Below are 20,110 nucleotides of genomic sequence, written 5' to 3' on the forward strand. Positions count from 1 at the left end.
CGGGCGCTACACGCTGGTGGCCGAGTGCTGAGCGAACAGCGCGGTCACCCGCGCCGCCGAGACACCGAGCCCCGTGGGACCGCTGAGGTGCCACGGGGCGCCGGTGCCCCGCCGCAGATCCTGCTCGCGGTAGCGCCGGCAGTCCCGGTGCCAGATCAGGATGCCCGCGATCCAGTGCTTGAGCTCCTGCACGTACCCGGCCAGGGTCTCCCTCGCCTCCACGTCCAGCCCGAAGTCGTCGTACAGCACCGGGAGTTCATGCTCGGCGACGTGCAGGAACTGCCGCAGCCGCGATTTCATCAGGTCGTGCACGATCGCCACCCCGGTCGGATAGTCCACCCCGAAGAAGTTCTGCACCACCAGGACGCCGTTGTGCACCTCACCCTCGTACTCGATCTCCTTCTGGTACGAGAACAGGTCGTTGAGCAGACACGCGTAGTCCGACGCCGCGTTCTCCAGCGAGCGCAGCGGACCGCTGTGGTAGATCTCCGCCGGCACCTTCCTGCCGTGCCCCAGCCGGCACAGACTCATCGTGAGATCCGAACCGAAGGTCTTCCGTCGCATCTCGATGTAGTCCACCGGGTCCGGAATGCGGTTCTGCACCTGGTTCGCCAGTTCCCACACCCAGCTTGCGGTCATGTCCTCGACCGCTGTCCGGAAGGCGCGGCGCCCGCTCGCGTCCATCGGGGCCGAGGTCTTCGCCCAGAGATCGGCGAGCCCCCGCTCCAGAGCGTTGACCGGCTCGGGCGTCCCGGACCCGTCCAGGGGCATGAACAGCGACAGACGCTCATTGGCGAGCCTGGCCCCCGCCAGGTCACGAGCCCGCCCGTGCACCACCGGGAACCAGTCGTCGCCGTACGTCCCCCACGTCAGCCACTGGGAGGACAGATCCAGCTCCTCCGGCGTCGCATCCGGGTGCAGACCTGCCGCACACAGCGGCAGGTCGATCGCGACGAGCCGCTCCTCGTCCCAGATGTGTGAACCCGGCACCCCCGGTTGTGCCTCCAGGATCCCCATACGGTTCGCCCATTCGACGATGCGTACCCGCGCCCCGTCCAGGTGCGGGCTGAGCGTCGTACCGAACGGCAACTCGAAGTCGGGCAGCAGGGACGGGCCGACATGCTGGTACGGCATATGGGAGTGGCTGCGCAGCCGGGCCGTCTCCGAGCGGGGGGTGAACCGGATCGACGCCGCGGCCATACCGAAGCCGAGCGTGGCCTCACCGGCGCCGCCGTCGTTCATGTAGCGACTGGAGCGCATGTGCCACTCATGACCACCCGACTGCCAGTCCTGCAGCCCCTTGACGTACGCCAGAACCGCCGTTGTGTCCGCCGGGTCCAGCCCCTTCTCCGCGCAGAGCGGACCGAGTTCGGTGAGCGCCGTGTTCTCGAACTGCTGCAGCCGCGACGTCAGCAGATCGTTCACCGCATCGGCGGCCTCCTGGGTGGAGCAGCCGAGGAAGTGCTCAAGGACCAGCACGCCATTGCTGTTCTCACCCTCGTCCTCGACCTCCCGCTGGTACGAGAAGAGGTCATTGCGCAGATGTACGCCGTCGGAGAAGGCATCCCGCAGCACCTGCAGCGCACGCTCGTCGGCCACCGAATCGGGAACCTCCGCGCCCGCCGTGTACTCCACGAGACCCGCCGACCACGGGGCACCGCCCACCTTGCGGCGCATCTCGATGTACTCGACGGGGTTCGCGATACGCCCCTCGTTGATGTTGGCAAGCTCCCAAAGCGACTCATTGAGCAGGTTCTTCGTCGCCTCGGCGAACCGGACCCGCCAGGCGTCGGACATGTTCGGCACCGTCCGCGCCCACAGATCTGCCAGCCCCGCCTCGACCGGATTCGTCGGCTCCGGCATTTCAGCCCCACGGTCCATCGGCATGAACGCCGGCAACCTGTCCAGATACCGCTTGCCGCCCTCACGGTCGGGGGTGCGCTTGAACAGCTCCAGGAAATGGTCGTCGAAGAAGAAGACCCACACGTACCAGTCGGTGACCAGCGAGAGGGCCTCGGACGAGCAGTCGGGGTGGGTGTACGCACACAGCAGCGCGTAGTCGTGGGAGTCGAGGTCCTTCTCCTCCCAGATACCCGAACCCTCCAGCATCCCTATGCTGCGCGCCCACTTCTTGGTGTGCTGTCGCGCCTCCTCGACATGGGCGTTGAGCCGCGCCGGATATGGAACGTAGAAGTCCGGCAGGGTGAAGGGCTGAGCCATGTGCGTCCGGCCTTTCCGATGTCTCCGTGCGTAGGTCGCACGGACCGGTCGTGTCCGCGCGAGCACTACCCTTCGGCCGTTCGGGGCACGCACATCCGGGATTAATCACATAAAAAGTACGCTCGTTCGTGGTGTGCGAGCGCATGTCGCCGGTCGGCCGGCCGCTCCGTAGAACCCAGGTAACGAGGCACCGTCAGCCACCAGTTGATTCTTTCCGACCGCAGGTCAGACACCCTGTCAGTGGTCTGGTCCACTGGCTTGACCTGTGACCGCCACTGAACTCTTGACGCGCTATCACCTCAGGTCAGAGAGTGTGCGCGCAACGGAACAGCGAGATCGGATCACGCACGGCTCCATCACGTACGGCTCCAAGAAGGGTTGTCATGACGTCCAAGCAGAGGACCGGACTCGCACTTGCGTTGACCACGGTCGGCGCACTGAGCATGGCGCTGCTCAGTCCCGCGGCGCAGGCCGGTGCGGACGGGGTGCGGCCGGAATGCCCGCGCGGCCTCGAATGCGACTGGGTACCGGCGGCCTACCAGCAGACGGGTGACCCGGCCGACAAGGAGACGTACGGGAACTACGACACCTCGGACCGGCCGCACACCAACAAGATCAGATTCATTGTTCTGCATGACACCGAGGAAGACTTCGACACCACCCTGAAGATCTTCCAGAACCCGCTGAAGCAGACCTCCGCCCACTATGTGGTGCGCTCCGGCGACGGTCATGTCACCCAGATGGTCAAGGGCAAGGATGTCGCCTGGCAGGCGGGCAACTGGTACGTCAACAGCCACTCCATCGGCATCGAGCAGGAGGGCGTCGCCGTCGAGGGCGCCAAGTGGTACACCCCCGAGATGTACCGCTCGACCGCCAAGCTGGTGCGCTACCTCGCCGCCAAGTACGACATCCCGCTCGACCGCCAGCACATCATCGGCCACGACGGTGTGCCGCCCACCAGCGCGTCCGGCACCAAGAACATGCACTGGGATCCGGGCACTTACTGGGACTGGAACCACTTCATGGCGCTGCTCGGAAAGCCCACCGTGCCGAGCGCCCCCAAGAGCAGTGAACTCATCACCGTCAACCCGGACTTCAACAAGAACAAGCAGGCGTTCCGCGACTGCGAAAAGGGCGTCGACCTGCCGGTCCAGGCCTCCAGCGCCGTCCCGCTCCACACCGCACCGTCCACCGACGCACCGCTCTTCTCCGACCCCGGCCTGCACACCGACGGCTCGCCCGGCACGAACTGCGCCGCCGACTGGGGCAGCAAGATCAGCGCCACCCAGCAGGCCGTCGTCGCGGACCACGCCCCCGGCTGGACGGCGATCTGGTGGTACGGCCAGAAGGCCTGGTTCCGGACCCCGGCCCACACCCGGACCACCACGCCCACCTCGGGCTACGTGGTCAAGCCGAAGGCGGGCCGTACGGAGGTGCCGGTGTACGGGGTGGCGTACCCGCAGAAGTCCGAGTACCCCGCGGACTTCGGGGACCAGCGGGTGGGCTCGCCGCTGCAGTACACCATCAAGGCCGGTCAGTCCTATCCCGGCGGCGGTGAGGCACCCACGGGCTTCTACTACGCCCCGACGGTCGACGCCTCGTACCCGCTCGACCACTCGTACTTCCGCGGCAAGGAGAAGTACGTGACGGTGCAGATCGGCCACCGGGTCGCCTTTGCGAAGGGATCCGACGTGGACATCGTGCGGACGCGCTGAGACCGCGGGGGGAGTCGTCGCAGCAGCACCAGAGATTGAGTGCATCCGAACAACGAAGAGGAGGCCTTCGTGTACAAGCTGACCAGGACCGCCACCACAGCGGCCATGGGCGTTGCCATGGCACTCGCACTCACTGGCGCCGGCGCCGCAGTCACCGTCGCGACTGCCTCGGCCGCTGCCGTCTCCGAGGTCGGGGTGCAGGGCTGGGAGTTTGCCGGCTCGTACGGGACCCAGCAGGAGTGCGTCGCGGCCGGGGATGCGGGCGTCAGCGACGGGAGTTGGGCGGAGTACCGGTGCGCACTGTTCGAGGCCCGGTGGGACCTGATGATTCCCGCGTGACCGCGTGACCGCGTGACCGCGTGACCGCGTGACCGCGTGACCGCGTGGCCGCGTGGCCGCGTGACCGCGTGACTCGTGCCCCTCCGTGCACGGTATCCGTGCACGGAGAGGCACTTGAGGCCGTTCGGTCGCCGACCCGGCTGCCCGGCCTCTGTCAGCCCGCGACCTGGCGGTTCACCTGCGCGGGAGAGAGCGCATGCTCGATCGCGAGGATGCCCGCCCCCACCGCGGCCGCATTCTCACCCGTACGGCTCGGCTCGATCCGCAGCAATTGCGTGGCCAGCGGATGCGAGCGCCGGTAGACCGCCTCGCGTACCCCCGCGAGCAACTGGTCGTGGACGGCGGCCAGTGCGCCCCCCATTACCACCGTGTCCGGGTTGAAGAAGTTCACCAGACCGGCGAGTACCTCGCCGACCGCCCTCCCCGCCTCGCGCACCATCCTTACGGCGTCCCGGTTCCCGGACTGCACCAGCCGCACCACATCGCTGCCCGATGTCGCGTCCAGTCCCAGGCCGACCAGTTTCGCCGCCAGTGACGCACCGCCCGCGACGGCCTCCAGGCAGCCCGAATTGCCGCACCGACACGGATCGTCGAGGTCCGCGACCCGGATATGTCCGATGTCGCCGGCGCAGCCCTGTGCACCCCGGTGCAGTTGGCCGTCGGCGACGATCCCGCAGCCGATCCCCGTACCGACCTTGATGTACAACAGGTAGCGGCAGTCCGGGAAGGCGCGGCGCTGCTCGGCCAGCGCCATCACGTTCACATCGTTGTCGACGAGCGCCCGCACACCGAACCGGGCGGCGAAGAACTCCGGGATCGGGTACTGGTGCCAGCCCGGCATGATCGGCGGATCGACAGGACGGCCGGTGGAGAACTCCACCGGGCCCGGTACTCCGACGCCGATGGACCGCAGCGTTTCAGGCTTCCGGTGCACCTCGTCGAGCAGGGTGCGCACGGTCCGCTCCACGTGCCGCAGTACGGAGTCCGGTCCGTCACCGATCGACAGCGGTTCCTCCTGCACTGCCAGGGTGGCGCCGCCGATGTCCATCAGTGCCACCCTGCAGTGCGAGGCTCCCAGATCCACCCCGGCCACCGCGTGTTCACGGGTGCGCAGCGCCAGTCGGCGCGGCGGGCGGCCGCCGGTGGAACCTCCGTCGGCGTCCTCGTCCACGAGGCCGTGTGCGATCAGCGCGTCCACCCGCTGGGAGACCGTCGAACGGGCCATGCCGGTGATCCGGGCGATATCGGCACGGGTCGCCACCGCCCCTGAACTGATCAGCGCGAGCACCTCGCCCGGCGAGTGCGAGGCGGCAGCGGTTGTGCGATCCGACGGCGAAGACATGACAGTCACCCTAAGGACGACTTTCGCTGCTCACAAGGCATTCTCTGTTCGACTATCGGCATAAGCCTGCTCCAAGTCGGTTGAAAACAAAGGTGCTTGAGCCCTTGACAGTCCTAAGGCATGTCACGACTCTGCTCTGCAGGCCGCTGAGCGAGGAGCCATTCGATGCTGACGATGCACGGTGTGTCCAAGAGCTTCCTTGGGGTGCGTGTGCTCCAAGAGGTGGGGCTCGACCTCGAAGCCGGAGAAGTACATGCCCTGGTGGGGGAGAACGGCGCAGGAAAGTCAACACTGATGAAGATCCTCGCGGGCGAGCACTTACCCGACGAGGGGACCCTCACCATCGACGGAACCGCGTACTCCTTCAGCCATCCGGCGCAGGCCCAAGCCGCCGGGATCGGCATCATCCACCAGGAGTTTGCCCTGCTCCCGCACCGCACCGTCGCCGAGAACGTCTTCCTCGGCCGTGAACCGACCCGGTACGGACTCGTCGACCGGCGTGCCATGGAGCGGCGTACCGCCGAACTCCTCGCCGAGATGGACGAGACCGGTATCACCCCGCGGACCCCCGTCCACGAACTGTCCGTCGCACGCCGGCAGACCGTCGAGATCGTCAAGGCCCTCGCCTCCGACGTCCGGATCCTGGTGATGGACGAACCCACCGCCGCGCTCGCCGATCACGAGGCCGAACAGCTCGCCTCCCTGGTACGCCGACTGGCCGCCCGTGGGCTCGGCATCCTCTACATCTCGCACCGGTTCCGTGAGGTCTTCGATCTCTCGCAGCGCATCACGGTCCTCAAGGACGGCCGCCACATCGCCACGCTCAACACCCGCGACACCGACGCCGACACGGTCGTACGCGCCATGGTCGGGCGGGAACTCGGCGCCTACTACCCACCCCGCGCCCGCCCGGGCGAGGCGGGCGCGGAGAGGCTCACCGTCAGCAGTGGCGGCAACGCCCGCATCTCCGGCATCGATCTGACTCTGCGGGCCGGTGAGGTCGTCGGCGTCGCCGGTCTCCAGGGCTCCGGTCGCACCTCCCTCGCCCGTGCCCTCTTCGGCGTCGCCCCCTTCACCACGGGCACCATGACCGTCGACGGAAAACCACTGCGCCCGTCCCGCCCCCGGGACGCCGTCCGGGCCGGAATCGCCCTGGTCACCGAGGACCGCAAGGCCGAGGGCCTCGCCCTGCGTCAGTCCGTGACCGACAACATGCTGCTCGTGACCCGGGCCGTGCCCGCCCGCAGCAGACCGCCCGCGGGCCGCGAGGTGACCGCGCTGCTGGAACGCGTACACCTGCAGGCCCACGGCGAGGACCAGCAGGTCCAGTATCTGTCCGGCGGCAATCAGCAGAAGGTCGTCATCGCCAAATGGCTCGCTGCCCGTCCCCGAGTGCTTCTCTTCGACGAACCGACCCGCGGCGTCGACGTCGGCGCCAAGGCAGCCATCCACACCCTCGTACGGGAACTGGCACGCGAGGGCCTCGCCGTACTGATCATCTCCTCCGAACTGCCCGAGCTGATCGGCATGAGTGACCGCATCCTCGTCATGTCGGAAGGCCGCCTCGCCGGTGAACTTCCCGCCGGAGCCACGGAAGAAGCCGTCATGCGCGTCGCCACCGGCGGCGACCGTGCGCGGGAGGGAACTGCATGACCGCACTCCGGCCCGACCTGAAGACCCGGTCCCGCAGCGGCCCGGGACGGACTGCCGAGCTGCGCCTCACCGGCCCCGTAACCGGGGTCTGGCTCGCTGCCCTCGCTGTCACCGTTCTCGGCTGGATCGTCGTCGCCGCCCGCGGTGGGGACTTCCTCACCGTCACCAACGTGGTGACGATCCTGCAGAACTGCGTCGCCCTCGGTCTCGTCGCCGTCGGCCAGTCCGCCGTCATTCTCACCGGATCACTCGACCTGTCCGTCGCCTACCTCATCAGTCTGGGCACCCTCGTCGCCGCGGAAACGATGGAGAGCGGCAGCGTCCCCGTGGCGATCCTTGCCGTCCTCGCCCTCTGCGCCGCCGTCGGCCTGGCCAATGGACTGATCGTCACCGGCCTCAAGGTCAACGCGTTCATAGCCACCCTCGGCACCGCCTTCATACTGCGCGGCTGGATCGAGGACAATTACACCGGCCCAGCGGGCAGGGTCCCCGCTTCCTTCCAGCACCTCGGCTACGACCGAATCGGGCCGGTTCCCGTCTCCCTCTTCCTGCTTCTCGCGGTCGCGGCAGTCCTCTGGCTCATCACCCGTCACAGCCGGCTCGGCCACCACATGTACGCAACCGGCGGTGACGAGCACGCGGCCCGGCTCTCCGGGGTCCGCACCCGACGCACCGTCATCACCGCCCATGTCCTGTGCTCACTCTGTGTCGGCGCCGCGGCGCTCTTCCTCGCCGCCCGGCTCGGCGCCGGAGCTCCTTGGGCCGGCACGGAGGCCCGCTACGACCTGGAGTCCATAGCCGCCGTCGTTCTCGGCGGCACCGCGCTCGCCGGGGGCCGCGGGGGAGTGTCGGGCACCCTCGGCGGAGTCCTTGTCCTCGCCGTGCTCGACAGCGTCTTCAACCAGCTCGCCGTCGATCCGTTCTTCAAGAACGTCGTCCGCGGCGTCGTCATCATCGCGGCGGTCGCCCTATACGCACGGGGCCGCCGCACCGAGCAGGAGAGGACCGCATGACCAGTGCACAGGCACCCGCCGGCCGCCGCGTCCTGAGTGCCCTCACCACCGGCACACCCGTCTACATCCTGCTCGCCGCTCTCCTCGCCGCGCTGGCCCTCACCGACCCGGGCTTCTACGAACCCGACCGCTTCCTCTCCTTCATCAAGCGCGCCGCACCTCTCGTCATTCTCGCCGCAGGTCAGTATCTGGTCATCGTGTGCGGAGAGTTCGACCTGTCCGTCGGAGCGATCGTCACTGCCGGGGTGGTGGTCGCCGCCGAACTGTACGGCTCGTTCCCGGGCGCACCCTGGCTGCTCGTCACTGTGATCCTGTTGCTGGCCGGAGCCCTTGCCGGTCTCGTCAGCGGACTGATCACCACCCTGCTGCGCGTGCCGTCGTTCATCACGACGCTCGGCATGATGCTGATCCTCGAAGGTGCCGTCTTCTTCTGGACCGGCGGTTCGCCGCACGGCGCGCTGCCCGCGGTATTTCGCCGGCTCGGGCGCGGCACCGCGTTCGGCTGGCTGCCCTGGGCCGTCCTCGTGTGCGTCGTTGCGGGTCTCCTCGCCGTACGCCTGATGCGTTCCGACTTCGGCCGCACGCTGCTCGCCACCGGCGACAGCGAACGCGCCGCGAGCCTGGCCGGAGTCCGGGTCGCGCGCGCCCGCACCATCGCCTTCATCCTCTCCGGCGTCGCGGCCGCACTCGCCGCCGTTCTCGTCGGTGGCTTCTCCGGAGTCTCGGCGCAGGCCGGCCGTGGCTACGAGTTCGAGGCGATCACCGCCGTCGTCCTGGGCGGCGTGGTGCTCGGCGGCGGGCGCGGCTCCGTCGTCGCGGCGATGGCCGGAGCCTTCTCGCTCCAGGCGCTGTTCACCCTGCTCAATCTCCAGGGCGTCTCAGGCGCCCTGGAATCGACCGTGCAAGGCGTCATTGTCATCGCAGCCGTCGCCCTCGGCGCAGCCGACTGGTCCCGGTTGCGCCGCCGCGGCACCGAGCCCTCGGGAGCGAAATCCTCATGAGCACGCGAAAGATCCGACACGCCCTCGTGCCCCTCGCCGCTCTGCTCGGCGCGGCCCTGCTCGCCGGCTGCACGAGCGACGCCCCGCCCGACGCGCCTGCCGGAGCAGCGAGCGGCACCGCGGGCGCCCCGGGTACCGGCCGGCAGTCGAAGTTCTTCGACCGGGCCGAATACGACCGCCAGCTCGCCCTCGCCAAGGAGTCCCCGCAGGGCCCCGCAGGCAAGCCGTGGGAGCAGATGCTCCAGCCGCAGCTCGTCGACACCACGCAGTACAAGAAGAAGGGCTCCGGCGGAATCCACCTCTGTCTGTCCAACGCCGGAGTCTTCAACCCCTGGCGCCAGGTCGGCCTGAAGAACATGCAGGCCGAGGTCGGACTCCACAAGGAGATCACCGACTTCACCGTGCTCGACGCGCAGGGCAAGGACGACAAGCAGATTTCCGACATCCAGGAGCTCGCCGGTCAGGGCTGTGACGTCCTGATCGTCTCTCCGAACACCACGGCCACCCTCACCCCTGCCGTCGAGCAAGCCTGCGCAAAGGTGCCCGTGATCGTCTTCGACCGGGGCGTCGAGACGGACTGCGCCGTCACCTTCATCAACCCGATCGGCGGTTACGGTTACGGGGCGGTCGCCGCCGACTTCCTCGTCGGGAAGGTGAAGCCCAAGGGGAAGATTCTCGCCCTGCGGATCTCCCCCGGCGTCGATGTGCTGGAGACCCGCTGGTCGGCGGCGAAGGTTGCGCTCGACAAGAGCGGACTCGACGTCGTGGACGTGAAGTTCACCGACGGCGACCCGGCCAAGACCAAGGCGATCGTCACCGACGCGATCACCCGCAACGGCGACATCGACGGCGTCTGGATGGACTCCGGCGCGACCTCGGTCGCCGCCGTCGAAGCCTTCGAGGACGCCGGCAAGGACGTGCCGCCGATCACCGGTGAGGACCAGCAGGATTTCCTCCAGGTATGGAAGGAGAAGAAGCTCACCGCGATCGCCCCGTCGTACCCCACTTTCCAGTGGCGTACGCCCGTCATCGCCGCGCTGAAGATCCTCAAGGGGGAGCAGGTCCCGAAGGAGTGGAAGCTTCCGCAGCCCACCGTCACCCAGGACACCCTCGACCAGTACCTCAAGCCAGGCATGCCACCACTCCACTACGCGATGTGCGGCTGCGAGAACCTCCCCGGCTTCCCGGAGAAGTGGGGAGGCAAGAAGTGAGTGCCGCCGCGTTCCCGCTCGGAGTGAATCCGTGGATCTGGCACTCGCCGGTGACATACGAAGCGCTCGGTGACGCTCTGCCGCGCCTGTCCGCGTGGGGCTTCGACTGCGTCGAGATCCCGCTGGAGAACGAACGGGACTGGGCACCCGCATCAGTCGGCAAACTCCTCGACGCATCCGGTCTCGCAGTCGCCGCCGTGATCGCCGTCATGCCGCCCGACCGCAACCTCGTCCGCACCGATCCGCAGACCGTCCGGGTCACCCAGGACTACTTGCGTCGCTGCATCGACGCAGCCCAGGCTGTGAACGCCCCCACCGTCGCGGGACCCGTGTACACGGCGGTCGGCCGCACCTGGCGAATGGACCGCGCCGAACGCGCCGCGGCGTACGAAGAGTTACGGGAGAACCTCGCCCCGGTCGTCGATCACGCACGCGCCACCGGTGTGCGCATCGCCGTGGAGCCCCTCAACCGGTACGAGACAAGCCTCCTCAACACCGTCGACCAGACCCTCGCGGCACTGACCGGGCTACCCGAGGACACCATCGGCCTCGCGCTCGACGTGTACCACCAGAACATCGAGGAACGCTCCCTGCCCGACGCCGTACGCCGTGCTGCCGGCCGCATCGTCCATGTCCAGGTGTGCGCCAACGACCGGGGCACCCCCGGCGCCGACTCCCTCGACTGGCCCGGCTTCCTGACCGCACTCACCATGAGCGGCTACCGCGGTCCGCTCTGCATCGAGTCGTTCACCGCGCACAACGACGCCATAGCGGTCGCCGCTTCCGTCTGGCGGCCGCTCGCCGACACCCAGGACACCATCGCGACCGACGGCCTGGCGTTTCTGCGCCGCGCCCTCGAAACCACCCCCTGACCCCCGCTCGTCCACGACCCGCAGAGAGGACCCGCTCGTGAGCCGTCAACGGGACTGTCATGCTCGTGACATACGCCATACGTTCATCGCGTTGGTGAGCGCACTGCTCCTCGCGCTGACCGCGCTGCCCGCGACCGCAGCCACCACCGGTGAGGCCCCCGCCTTCCGTGCCCTGCTCTTCACCCGCGCCGTCGGCTATGTGCACGCCTCCATTCCCGCCGGAATCCAGATGTTCAAGGAAGAGGCGGTCGCCAACAACTTCGAACTCGTCGAGACCGCCGACCCCGCTGTCTTCGACGACGCGTTGCTCAAGGACTTCGACGTCATCGTCATGCTGCAGAACTCCGGCATGGTCTGGGACACCGACGCCCAGCGCGAAGCGATGCAGACGTACGTACGCAACGGCGGCGGCGTCGTCGCCATCCACAACACCCTCGACATGGGGATCGAGGACTCCTTCCCCTGGTGGGACGAGGCCATCAATGGCGGCGTCCACATGCCCGCCCACTCACCCGGAGTCCTCCAGGGCACCGCCAAGGTCGCCGACCGCGTCCACCCCTCCACCGCAGGACTCCCGGAACGCTGGGAGCGCCCCGAGGAGTGGTACAACTTCGACAAGAACCCCCGCGGCGACGTCCACGTCCTGGTGACCGCCGACGAAACCACGTACAACCCCGGCGGATCCGCCATGGGTGCCGACCACCCCATCTCCTGGTGCCGCAACACCGAGGGCGGCAGGGTCTGGGCAACCGCCATGGGCCACGACACGGCCTCGTACAGCGAAGCGGCCTTCCGTACCCATGTCATCGGCGGCGTCAAGTGGGCCGCGGGCAACAAGCCCGGCGACTGCGGCGGCACCGTCTGGAGCGGCTACGAGAAGGTCACCCTCGACGACAACACGGCCGACCCGATGGAGCTCGATGTCGCCAAGGACGGCCGCGTCTTCTACATCCAGCGCAGCGGCGAGGTGAACATCTACGACCCGGCGACCCACGCCACCACCACCGCCGGGAAGCTGGATGTCTACACCGGCGGCGAGGACGGCCTGGTCGGCATGGAACTCGACCCGGACTTCAAGAAGAACCACTGGATCTACCTCTACTACGCCCCCGCAGGTGCCACCGAGGATGTCAACCGGCTCTCCCGCTTCACGGTCAAGGGCACCACTCTCGAACTCACCAGCGAGAAGAAGCTCATCGATGTCCCCGCCTACCGCGACCGCACTTTCCCGGAGCCCGGACACACCGGAGGCGCCGTCGAGTTCGGCCCCGACCGCACGCTCTACCTCGGTGTCGGCGACGACACTCCGCCCAACCTCGACCCGAACTGGCAGGGTTATGCCCCGCTCGACTGGCGCGCGGGCAAGCAGATGCTGGACGCCGCCCGAACCGCGGGCAATACCAACGACCTGCGCGGGAAGATCCTGCGCATCAAGCCGAAGAACTCCGGCGGCTACACCATTCCCAAGGGCAACCTCTTCGCCCCGGGAACGGCCAAGACCCGCCCCGAAATCTACGCGATGGGCTTCCGTAATCCGTTCCGCTTCACCGTCGACCCCAAGACCGGCTACGTCCACGCCTCCGACTACGGCCCCGACCGCGGACTGCCCACCACCGACCGTGGGCCCGAAGGCCTCGTCGAGTACAACGTCATCAAGAAGGCCGGCAACTTCGGCTGGCCGTTCTGCCACGGCAACAACCAGGCCTATGCCCCCTACAACCCGGACACCAAGGAAGTCGGCCCCAAGTTCGACTGCGCCAACCCGGTCAACCCCTCGCCCAACAACACCGGTCTGACCGAACTCCCGCCGATCCAGCAGCCGGAGATCTGGTACGGCTACGGCGAATCCAAGGAATTTCCCGAGGTCGGCAGTGGCGGCTCGGCCCCGATGAGCGGGCCCGTCTACCACTACGACAGCACGAACCCGTCCATGACGAAGTTCCCCGCCTACTTCGAGGGCGCGAGCTTCTTCTACGAGTGGTCGCGCAACTACGTCAAGGAAGTCCGCTTCGACCAGGACCAGAAGCTCCTGAAGATCAATGACTTCCTCTCCTCACAGAAATTCAACAAGCCGATGGACATGACGTTCGGCCCCGACGGATCGCTGTACGTCCTCGAATGGGGCAGCTCCTTCGGCGGCGGCAACAACGACTCCGGGCTCTACCGCATCGACTACGCACAGGGACAGCGTGCGCCGGTCGCCAAGGCCGCCGCCTCCGCCACCGACGGCCCCGTACCGCTGAAGGTCGACTTCTCCAGCGAGGGCAGCAACGACCCCGACGGCGACACGCTCAGCTACGCCTGGGACTTCGACGGCGACGGTACCTACGACTCCACCGACGCGAACCCCAGCCACACCTACACGGTCAAGGGCGACTTCGCGGCCCAGCTCAAAGTCACCGACTCCACCGGCAAGTCCGGCTACGCCAACATCCCCGTCACCGCCGGCAACACCGCCCCCAAGGTGACCATCGACTTCCCGGTCAGCGGCAAACTCATCGAGTTCGGCGACAAGATCCCGTACAAGGTCACGGTCACCGATCCCGAGGACGGCCCGGTCGACTGTTCCAAGGTCACCGTCAACCCGGCACTGGGACACGACGACCACGAGCACCCCACCACCGACATCCCCGGCTGTGAAGGCACCGTGGACACGGGAGACCTTGGCGGCCACCCCGAAGGCGCGGACCTCACCTACGTACTCAACGCCAAGTACACAGACAAGGGCGGCGACGGTGTCTCCGCCCTCACCGGTTACGGTCGCGCCGTCCTCCAGCCGAAGCACAAGCAGGCGGAGTACTACGACGCCCAGTCCGGCACGCGGATCGTCGCCCAGGAAGGCGCCGAGAACGGCAAACGGATCGGAGACGTCTCCAACGGCGACTGGGTCGCCTTCGATCCGATGAGCGTCGAAGGCATCGGCACGGTCAGCTACCGGCTTTCCTCACCGTACGGGGTCGGCGCCATCGAACTGCGCGCGGACGCCCCCGACGGTCCGCTGCTCGCCACCACCCCGGTCTCCAACACAGGTGGCTGGGACAACTATCAGGCAACCCCGGCCGTGCCCGTCCAGGAACTGAAGGGCACCCACAAGCTGTATCTCGTCTTCACGTCCCCGCAGGACAATTCGTTCGACGTGGACGCAGTCGACTTCAAGAGCCCCTGACCGACGGCCCACCCGCCGCAGGGAACAACACAACAGCGCGCTGCGGGCCCGGTGTGTCGGCACCGGACCCGCAGCGTGCGTCCCCCGGGGCAGGGTCAGCGAGTGCCGACCGCGGCTCGCACGGCCCGGCGGGCCATAGCGCAGTCGTCGTGCAGCCGGCGCAGCAGCAGCCGCTGCTCCTCGCTCGACGAGAGCACACCCGGCCGGTCCTGACCGGTTCCCGCGGGCGCCGGCTCCCGCATGGCCCGCTGGACAGCCGTCTCGTACGTACGGATCTCCCGAGTCAGCACCAGCATCAGGTTCACCAGGAACGCATCGCGCGCCGCAGGCCCCGCAGCCTGCGCCAGCTGGCTGATCTGACGCCGCGCGGCCGGTGCGTCGCCCAGGACCGCCCAGAGCGTCGCCAGGTCGTAGCCCGGCAGATACCAGCCCGCGTGTTCCCAGTCCACCAGCACCGGACCCGTCGGCGACAGCAGGATGTTGGAGAGCAGCGCGTCGCCGTGACAGAACTGCCCCATGCCCTGACGGGCGCCCGCATGCGCGAGACCGTGCAGCAGCTTCTGCAGATCGCCCAGATCACGGTCGGTGAACAGCCCCAGCTCGTGATAGCGGGCGATGCGCGAGGCGTAGTCCAGCGGCGCGTCGAAGAGCCCCGGAGCCGGCCGCCAGGCATTGACCCGGCTGACCGCGCCGAGCGCGGCCCGCACATCCGCACGCGGTGGCGCCTCCGACGGGTGCCGGGTCAGTGCAGCCACCCGGCCGGGCATCCGCTCGATCACCAGAGTGCAGTTCTCCGGGTCGGCCGCGATGAGCCGAGGCACCCGCACCGGCGGGCGGTGCCGGACGAACGCACGATATGCAGCTATTTCGTGACGGAACCGCTCCGACCATGCGGGGGAGTGGTCCAGTAAACACTTGGCGACCGCAGTGGTGCGACCGGTGGAGCCGACCAGGAGCACCGAACGGCCGCTGCGGCGCAGCACCTGGACCGGATTGAACTCCGGGCAGATCCGGTGCACCGAGGCGATCACCATCCTCAGCTGAGCGCCCTGCGGGCCGGACAGGTCCAGCCGCCCGCTGAGCGGCGGGCCGCCCAGCCCCGCCGGCCGCCGCGGCCGAACCGTGCCGGGTACCGGCGGCGCGGCATGCGGTGCGAGGTACGGCCCGCCGCCCGCCCCCAGGGGACGAAGCGGCCGGGGCGGGGCGGTCACGGAGGACGATGCTGTGTACATGGGCGAGACAGATCCCTTCGTGCGCCGACAAGTTGCGTGCACCGCCCCGGCCGGCGGCCGTTCGGCACCCTGGGGAGTACCTAGGGCTGCCGGGCGGGGTGGCGCTTTCCTACCTGACACCGGACCGCGGGTAGCAGACCATCTGGCGCACCCTGGCGAACCCTGGCGAATAGTCGCAACGCATCTGACAGGGGGTTACTGTCAACTCAGCCGAGAACCTGGGGGCTTGAAGTGACCGGAGAACCCAACACCCGCCTGTCCGACCTGTTCGGCCTTGCCGGCTGGTCCAAGGGCGAACTCGCGAGAATGGTGAACCGGCAGGCGGCGGCCATGGGCCATCCGCAGCTGGCCACCGACACCTCGCGGGTGAGGCGTTGGATCGATATGGGGGAGTCCCCCCGCGATCCCGTGCCCAAAGTGCTGGCTGCCCTGTTCACCGAGCGGCTCGGTCGTGTCGTGACCATCGAGGACCTCGGGTTCGGCCGACGCGGGCGTGTGGGGAAACAGCGGGAGGTCGGGAAGCAGCACAATCCCGACGGACTGCCGTGGGCGCCCGAGCGGACGGCAGCGGTCCTCACCGAATTCACGGGAATGGACCTCATGCTCAACCGACGCGGCTTGGTGAGCGCGGGCGCCGCGCTCGCCGCAGGATCGACCATCACCGGCCCCATGCACGACTGGCTGCACACCGACCCTGTGCTGGCGGCCGATGCTCCAAGGATCGACGACCCTCTGTACGCGGACCCAGCCGGTTTCGACCGGTACGAGGCCGCGCCCATCGGGTCGGAGGAGATCGAGGCGCTAGAACGGTCCGTCGAGGTGTTCCGCGCCTGGGACGCGTCCCGGGGCGGCGGACTCCAGCGCAAGGCCGTGGTGGGGCAGCTCAACGAGGTGGGCGGCATGCTCGCCTTCCGTCACCCCGAACATCTGCAGCGCCGCCTCTGGGGTGTCGCGGCCAATCTCGCCGTGCTCGCGGGATGGATGTCTCACGACATCGGTCTCGAACCGACCGCCCAGAAGTACTTCGTCATCGCCGCCCACGCGGCGCGCGAGGGCGGCGACCGCCCGCGCGCGGGCGAAGCGCTCTCCAGGGCGGCCCGTCAGATGGTCCACCTGGGCCGTCCCGACGACGCCCTGGACCTGATGAAGCTCGCCAAGTCCGGCTCCGGAGACATGGTGCTGCCGCGAACCCAGGCCATGCTGCACACCATCGAGGCCTGGGCGCAGGCATCCATGGGCCGCGGCCAGGCCATGCGCCGGACCCTCGGCAAGGCCGAGGAGCTCTTCGTATCGGACAAGAGCGATGTGCCGCCGCCCAGTTGGATGCAGCTGTTCGACGAGGCGGATCTGCACGGCATGCAGGCCCTGGCGTTCCGTACGCTCGCTGAACACGACCCGTCGGTGGCGATCGTGGCTCAGCGCCACGCCAAGCAGGCACTGGAGCTTCGGGCCAACGGGCGCCAGCGGTCCAAGATCTTCGACTACATCTCACTCGCCTCGGCGTGCTTCATCGCCGACGATCCCGAGCAGGCCGACCGCTATGCGCGGCTCGCCCTGGTGACGATGGGGGAGACCTCCTCGCACCGCACCTGGGACCGGCTGCGCGAGATGTACCGGCTGACGGGCCGGTTCGCGGGCTACGCGAAGATCGAGGACCTGCGCGAGGAGATCGAGCTCGCCCTGCCGCAGAGCTCCATCATCAAGCAGCCAAGGCGCTCGTCGGAGATCTGACATGCGGGCACCGCAGTGAGGACACCCCGACCATCAACTGTCCGACCGACCACAGTCCGGCCACCGGTTGTCCGAGCACCGCACCCGTAGGTGGTTCGCCTTCCTGCGTACCACGCCGTGTCCGGTGTGCCGCGTGTCCGCGCGCGGGTCGCCGTGCCCTACGCCCCGATGCGGGCGATCAGCACGCACGCGTCGTCCGGGCGCTCGGTGCCACCGAACTCCGCGACGACCGTCCGTACGCACTCCTGTGCCGTACGGGCCTGCGCGAAGTGCGGGGCGAGGGCAAGCAGCGCGTCCGGGCCTGCACCCCGGTCGCTGTGACGGTTCAGCCCGTCGGTGTGCAGTATCAGCACATCACCGGGCAGCAGGTGTACTTCGTCCTGCTCGTACGCGACCCCGGAAGCCGCGCCGAGCAGGACGCCGTCCGGTGGCGGCAGCGGACGCCCCTCTCCGTTGCGGAACAGCAGCGGTGCGGGGTGCCCCGCCTGTGACCAGGCGAGGGTGCCGGTGGCCGGATCGAAACGGCAGCACACCGCACTGCCGAGAGCGGGCTGGACAGAGGATTCCAGTAGCTGATTGAGATGCCCCATGAGGGCCCCGGGCTCGATGCCGGCCACGGCCATCCCGCGCAGCGCGCCCAGCAGCATCGCCATGGCCGAGGTGGCCTGGATGCCGTGGCCGGTCAGATCGCCGACCGTGAGGACGGTCCTGCCGTCCGGCAGCTCCAGCGCGTCGTACCAGTCACCGCCGATCAGGGAACTCGACTCCGACGGAAGGTAGTGGGCCGCGATGTCCAGCGCGCCCGCTCCCTGCGAAGGAAGCCGTAGTGAGCCCCGCCACGGGGGAAGCACGGCCTCCTGAAGCTCGACGGCCATCCGATGTTCGGTCCGCGCCATGTGCTGCCGGCGCCTTAGCGAGTCCCGGGTCGTGCGCACCACTTGCTGGCTGCGCCGCAGTTCGCTGATATCGCGCAGAACCGCCCACATGGAGGCCGTGCACCCGTCCGAGTCGAGGACGGGCTCGCCCATCATGTGGAGCGTGCGCATCCGGCGGTCGGTCCGCAGGATGCGGAATTCGCCGTCTATCGGCTTTCCGTCGACCAGACAGTCGGTAACCAGTGCGGTGAGCAGTGGCTGGTCCTCGGGAAGAAGCATGGACGGGAGGTCGTCCAGCGAGAGAGGTCCCGCATCGGGGGACCTGCCGAAGATCTGGAACAGCTCCTCGGACCAGGTGACCTCGTCGGTCAGCAGATTCCACTCGGCGCTGCCCACCCGGCCGATCAGCGAACCGGGCCGCGGCTCGTCGAAGGTCTCCTCCGCGGTGTCCTGCGTCGAAGTCCCGGTGGGCTGTTCCGAGGTCTCCGGCGCAAGGCCTTCCCTGAGCTGTCCCAGCTGCGCGCCGAGATCGTCGAGGTGGTGGACCGCCAGATCACAGAGTGCGCGCTGCCAGCGCATCTCGTGGTCTTCCTCGTCGATCAGCACCGCGTCCCGCCGCACGGCATCCACGTCGCCACGCAACCGACGGGTCCGGTTGATCAACGCATCGACGGCATCGCGCTCGGGTGGCTGTGGGGCGGGGCGGTCCGCGGACAGATGGGACGGCATCTCGTACTCCGATACAGGCGCGGCACGACCAGGTCTGAAAGGTGGACCGTGGACGACTGTTGCACAGGCTGCGGGACCCCGTAAGGGATTTGGCAACACTCGATGCGTTGTTGCTTCTGACATATGCCGCAGGCTGCGCTGGGCGCCACTCCGTCGAACAGTCATGCTGTCGACGGACGTTGACGCAAGTCGCCCGGCGCGCGCAGACGGTTGCGCGCCCGCGCTCGCCGTTTCCCGGGCGGCGCGCCCGGCCGGAGCGGGGCATATGCGAGGGGGCTCGCCGTGGCGGGGGCGAAGCGATTTGTGGGCGGGAATGCGGCTGGACCTTCTCGCGTTACAGCAGCAGAACGAAAACGACACCCATTCCCACAAGGGGGGTGGAGGTCGACGCAAGAGAGTGGAGGCGTCCATGGCGCGCAGTGAGACCCGCCCCGTCGTGACGCTCCGGTCGACGGCCGGAACGGGGCAGAGCTACGTGACGCGCAAGAACCGCCGGAACAATCCCGACCGGCTGGTTCTGCGCAAGTTCGACCCCGTTGTGGGGCAGCACGTCCTCTTCCGTGAGGAACGCTGACCGCCGCACCCGCGTCGGACCCCTGATCCCATCCACCCCCCTGTAGTGGCAAGGAAGGAACGTCCATGAAGTCCCGTATTCACCCCGTCTCCCGTCCGGTGGTCTTCCGTGACCGTGCGGCGGGGGTTGCCTTCCTGACCCGTTCGACCGCGGACGCGGATGAGCGGGTGACCTGGGAGGACGGCCGGAGCTATCCCGTCATCGACGTGGAGACCTCGTCGGCGAGTCACCCGTTCTACACCGGGACCAAGCGGGTGCTGGACGTGGCCGGCCGTATCGAACAGTTCAACCGCCGCTATGGCAGCCAGGCGCCCGCCGGCAGCTGATCCGTACCCGGAAGACCCGCTTTCGTGCCGTGAATCACAGTCCGGGGTGCAGATTCTCGGGAACGGGGCGCGATGGTTTATCGTTCACCTATATGTGGATGTCGCGCATCG

General features: G+C 68.3%; 15 protein-coding genes. 11 read left to right on the forward strand and 4 right to left on the reverse strand.

What is annotated here, in order from left to right:
• Positions 1 to 6: 6 nt before the first annotated feature.
• On the reverse strand, positions 7 to 2,220 hold the full coding sequence (locus tag NRF20_RS41450) for a terpene synthase family protein (protein ID WP_413754242.1): 2,214 nt from the start codon (positions 2,218 to 2,220) through the stop codon (positions 7 to 9).
• A 383-nt stretch (positions 2,221 to 2,603) separates the two neighbouring features.
• Here NRF20_RS41450 and NRF20_RS41455 point away from each other — a divergent pair, with 383 nt between their 5' ends.
• Positions 2,604 to 3,935, forward strand: coding sequence for an N-acetylmuramoyl-L-alanine amidase (locus tag NRF20_RS41455; protein ID WP_413754243.1), 1,332 nt, complete (start codon positions 2,604 to 2,606; stop codon positions 3,933 to 3,935).
• A 69-nt stretch (positions 3,936 to 4,004) separates the two neighbouring features.
• Positions 4,005 to 4,274: a hypothetical protein gene (locus NRF20_RS41460; protein WP_398629371.1), complete on the forward strand. Its 270-nt coding sequence runs from the start codon at positions 4,005 to 4,007 to the stop codon at positions 4,272 to 4,274.
• A 154-nt stretch (positions 4,275 to 4,428) separates the two neighbouring features.
• Here the strand turns inward: NRF20_RS41460 and NRF20_RS41465 are convergent, their stop codons facing one another.
• Complete coding sequence (locus NRF20_RS41465; protein ID WP_398629370.1) at positions 4,429 to 5,616, reverse strand: ROK family protein; 1,188 nt, start codon at positions 5,614 to 5,616, stop codon at positions 4,429 to 4,431.
• A gap of 165 nt (positions 5,617 to 5,781) precedes the next feature.
• On the opposite strand from NRF20_RS41465, the gene NRF20_RS41470 reads away from it, so the two are divergent.
• From NRF20_RS41470 to NRF20_RS41495, 6 genes are all read left to right on the forward strand, one after another.
• Positions 5,782 to 7,269 carry a sugar ABC transporter ATP-binding protein gene (locus NRF20_RS41470; protein WP_398629369.1) on the forward strand — a complete coding sequence of 496 codons (1,488 nt, stop codon included), beginning with the start codon at positions 5,782 to 5,784 and terminating at the stop codon, positions 7,267 to 7,269.
• A complete protein-coding gene (locus NRF20_RS41475; RefSeq protein ID WP_398629368.1) occupies positions 7,266 to 8,282 on the forward strand; it encodes an ABC transporter permease in 1,017 nt (338 codons plus the stop codon). Before NRF20_RS41470 ends, NRF20_RS41475 begins: the two co-directional genes overlap by 4 nt.
• Positions 8,279 to 9,283, forward strand: coding sequence for an ABC transporter permease (locus NRF20_RS41480; protein ID WP_266364851.1), 1,005 nt, complete (start codon positions 8,279 to 8,281; stop codon positions 9,281 to 9,283). Before NRF20_RS41475 ends, NRF20_RS41480 begins: the two co-directional genes overlap by 4 nt.
• Positions 9,280 to 10,494, forward strand: coding sequence for an ABC transporter substrate-binding protein (locus NRF20_RS41485; protein WP_413754244.1), 1,215 nt, complete (start codon positions 9,280 to 9,282; stop codon positions 10,492 to 10,494). The genes NRF20_RS41480 and NRF20_RS41485 overlap by 4 nt, the downstream gene beginning before the upstream one ends.
• Entirely contained in the window at positions 10,491 to 11,366 is an 876-nt protein-coding gene (locus NRF20_RS41490; RefSeq protein ID WP_398629366.1) for a sugar phosphate isomerase/epimerase family protein, read from the forward strand. Before NRF20_RS41485 ends, NRF20_RS41490 begins: the two co-directional genes overlap by 4 nt.
• Before the next feature lie 85 nt (positions 11,367 to 11,451).
• Positions 11,452 to 14,532 carry a ThuA domain-containing protein gene (locus NRF20_RS41495; RefSeq protein ID WP_413754671.1) on the forward strand — a complete coding sequence of 1,027 codons (3,081 nt, stop codon included), beginning with the start codon at positions 11,452 to 11,454 and terminating at the stop codon, positions 14,530 to 14,532.
• A 95-nt stretch (positions 14,533 to 14,627) separates the two neighbouring features.
• Here NRF20_RS41495 and NRF20_RS41500 read toward each other — a convergent pair whose 3' ends face one another.
• Entirely contained in the window at positions 14,628 to 15,764 is a 1,137-nt protein-coding gene (locus NRF20_RS41500) for a phosphotransferase (protein ID WP_398629364.1), read from the reverse strand.
• A gap of 231 nt (positions 15,765 to 15,995) precedes the next feature.
• Here NRF20_RS41500 and NRF20_RS41505 point away from each other — a divergent pair, with 231 nt between their 5' ends.
• Complete coding sequence (locus NRF20_RS41505; protein WP_398629363.1) at positions 15,996 to 17,495, forward strand: hypothetical protein; 1,500 nt, start codon at positions 15,996 to 15,998, stop codon at positions 17,493 to 17,495.
• A gap of 158 nt (positions 17,496 to 17,653) precedes the next feature.
• Here NRF20_RS41505 and NRF20_RS41510 read toward each other — a convergent pair whose 3' ends face one another.
• Positions 17,654 to 19,099: a PP2C family protein-serine/threonine phosphatase gene (locus tag NRF20_RS41510; protein WP_398629362.1), complete on the reverse strand. Its 1,446-nt coding sequence runs from the start codon at positions 19,097 to 19,099 to the stop codon at positions 17,654 to 17,656.
• Positions 19,100 to 19,508: 409 nt separating this feature from the next.
• Between NRF20_RS41510 and rpmG the strand changes: the two genes are divergently transcribed.
• Both rpmG and NRF20_RS41520 read left to right on the forward strand, forming a co-directional pair.
• On the forward strand, positions 19,509 to 19,673 hold the full coding sequence (gene rpmG / locus NRF20_RS41515) for a 50S ribosomal protein L33 (protein ID WP_093897938.1): 165 nt from the start codon (positions 19,509 to 19,511) through the stop codon (positions 19,671 to 19,673).
• A 65-nt stretch (positions 19,674 to 19,738) separates the two neighbouring features.
• Positions 19,739 to 19,999, forward strand: a complete 261-nt coding sequence (locus NRF20_RS41520) for a type B 50S ribosomal protein L31 (RefSeq protein ID WP_398629361.1) — start codon at positions 19,739 to 19,741, stop codon at positions 19,997 to 19,999.
• Positions 20,000 to 20,110: the final 111 nt, after the last annotated feature.

Origin of the sequence: Streptomyces sp. R-74717, from assembly GCF_047305335.1 — a bacterium.
Classification (GTDB): Bacteria; Actinomycetota; Actinomycetes; order Streptomycetales; family Streptomycetaceae; genus Streptomyces; species Streptomyces atratus.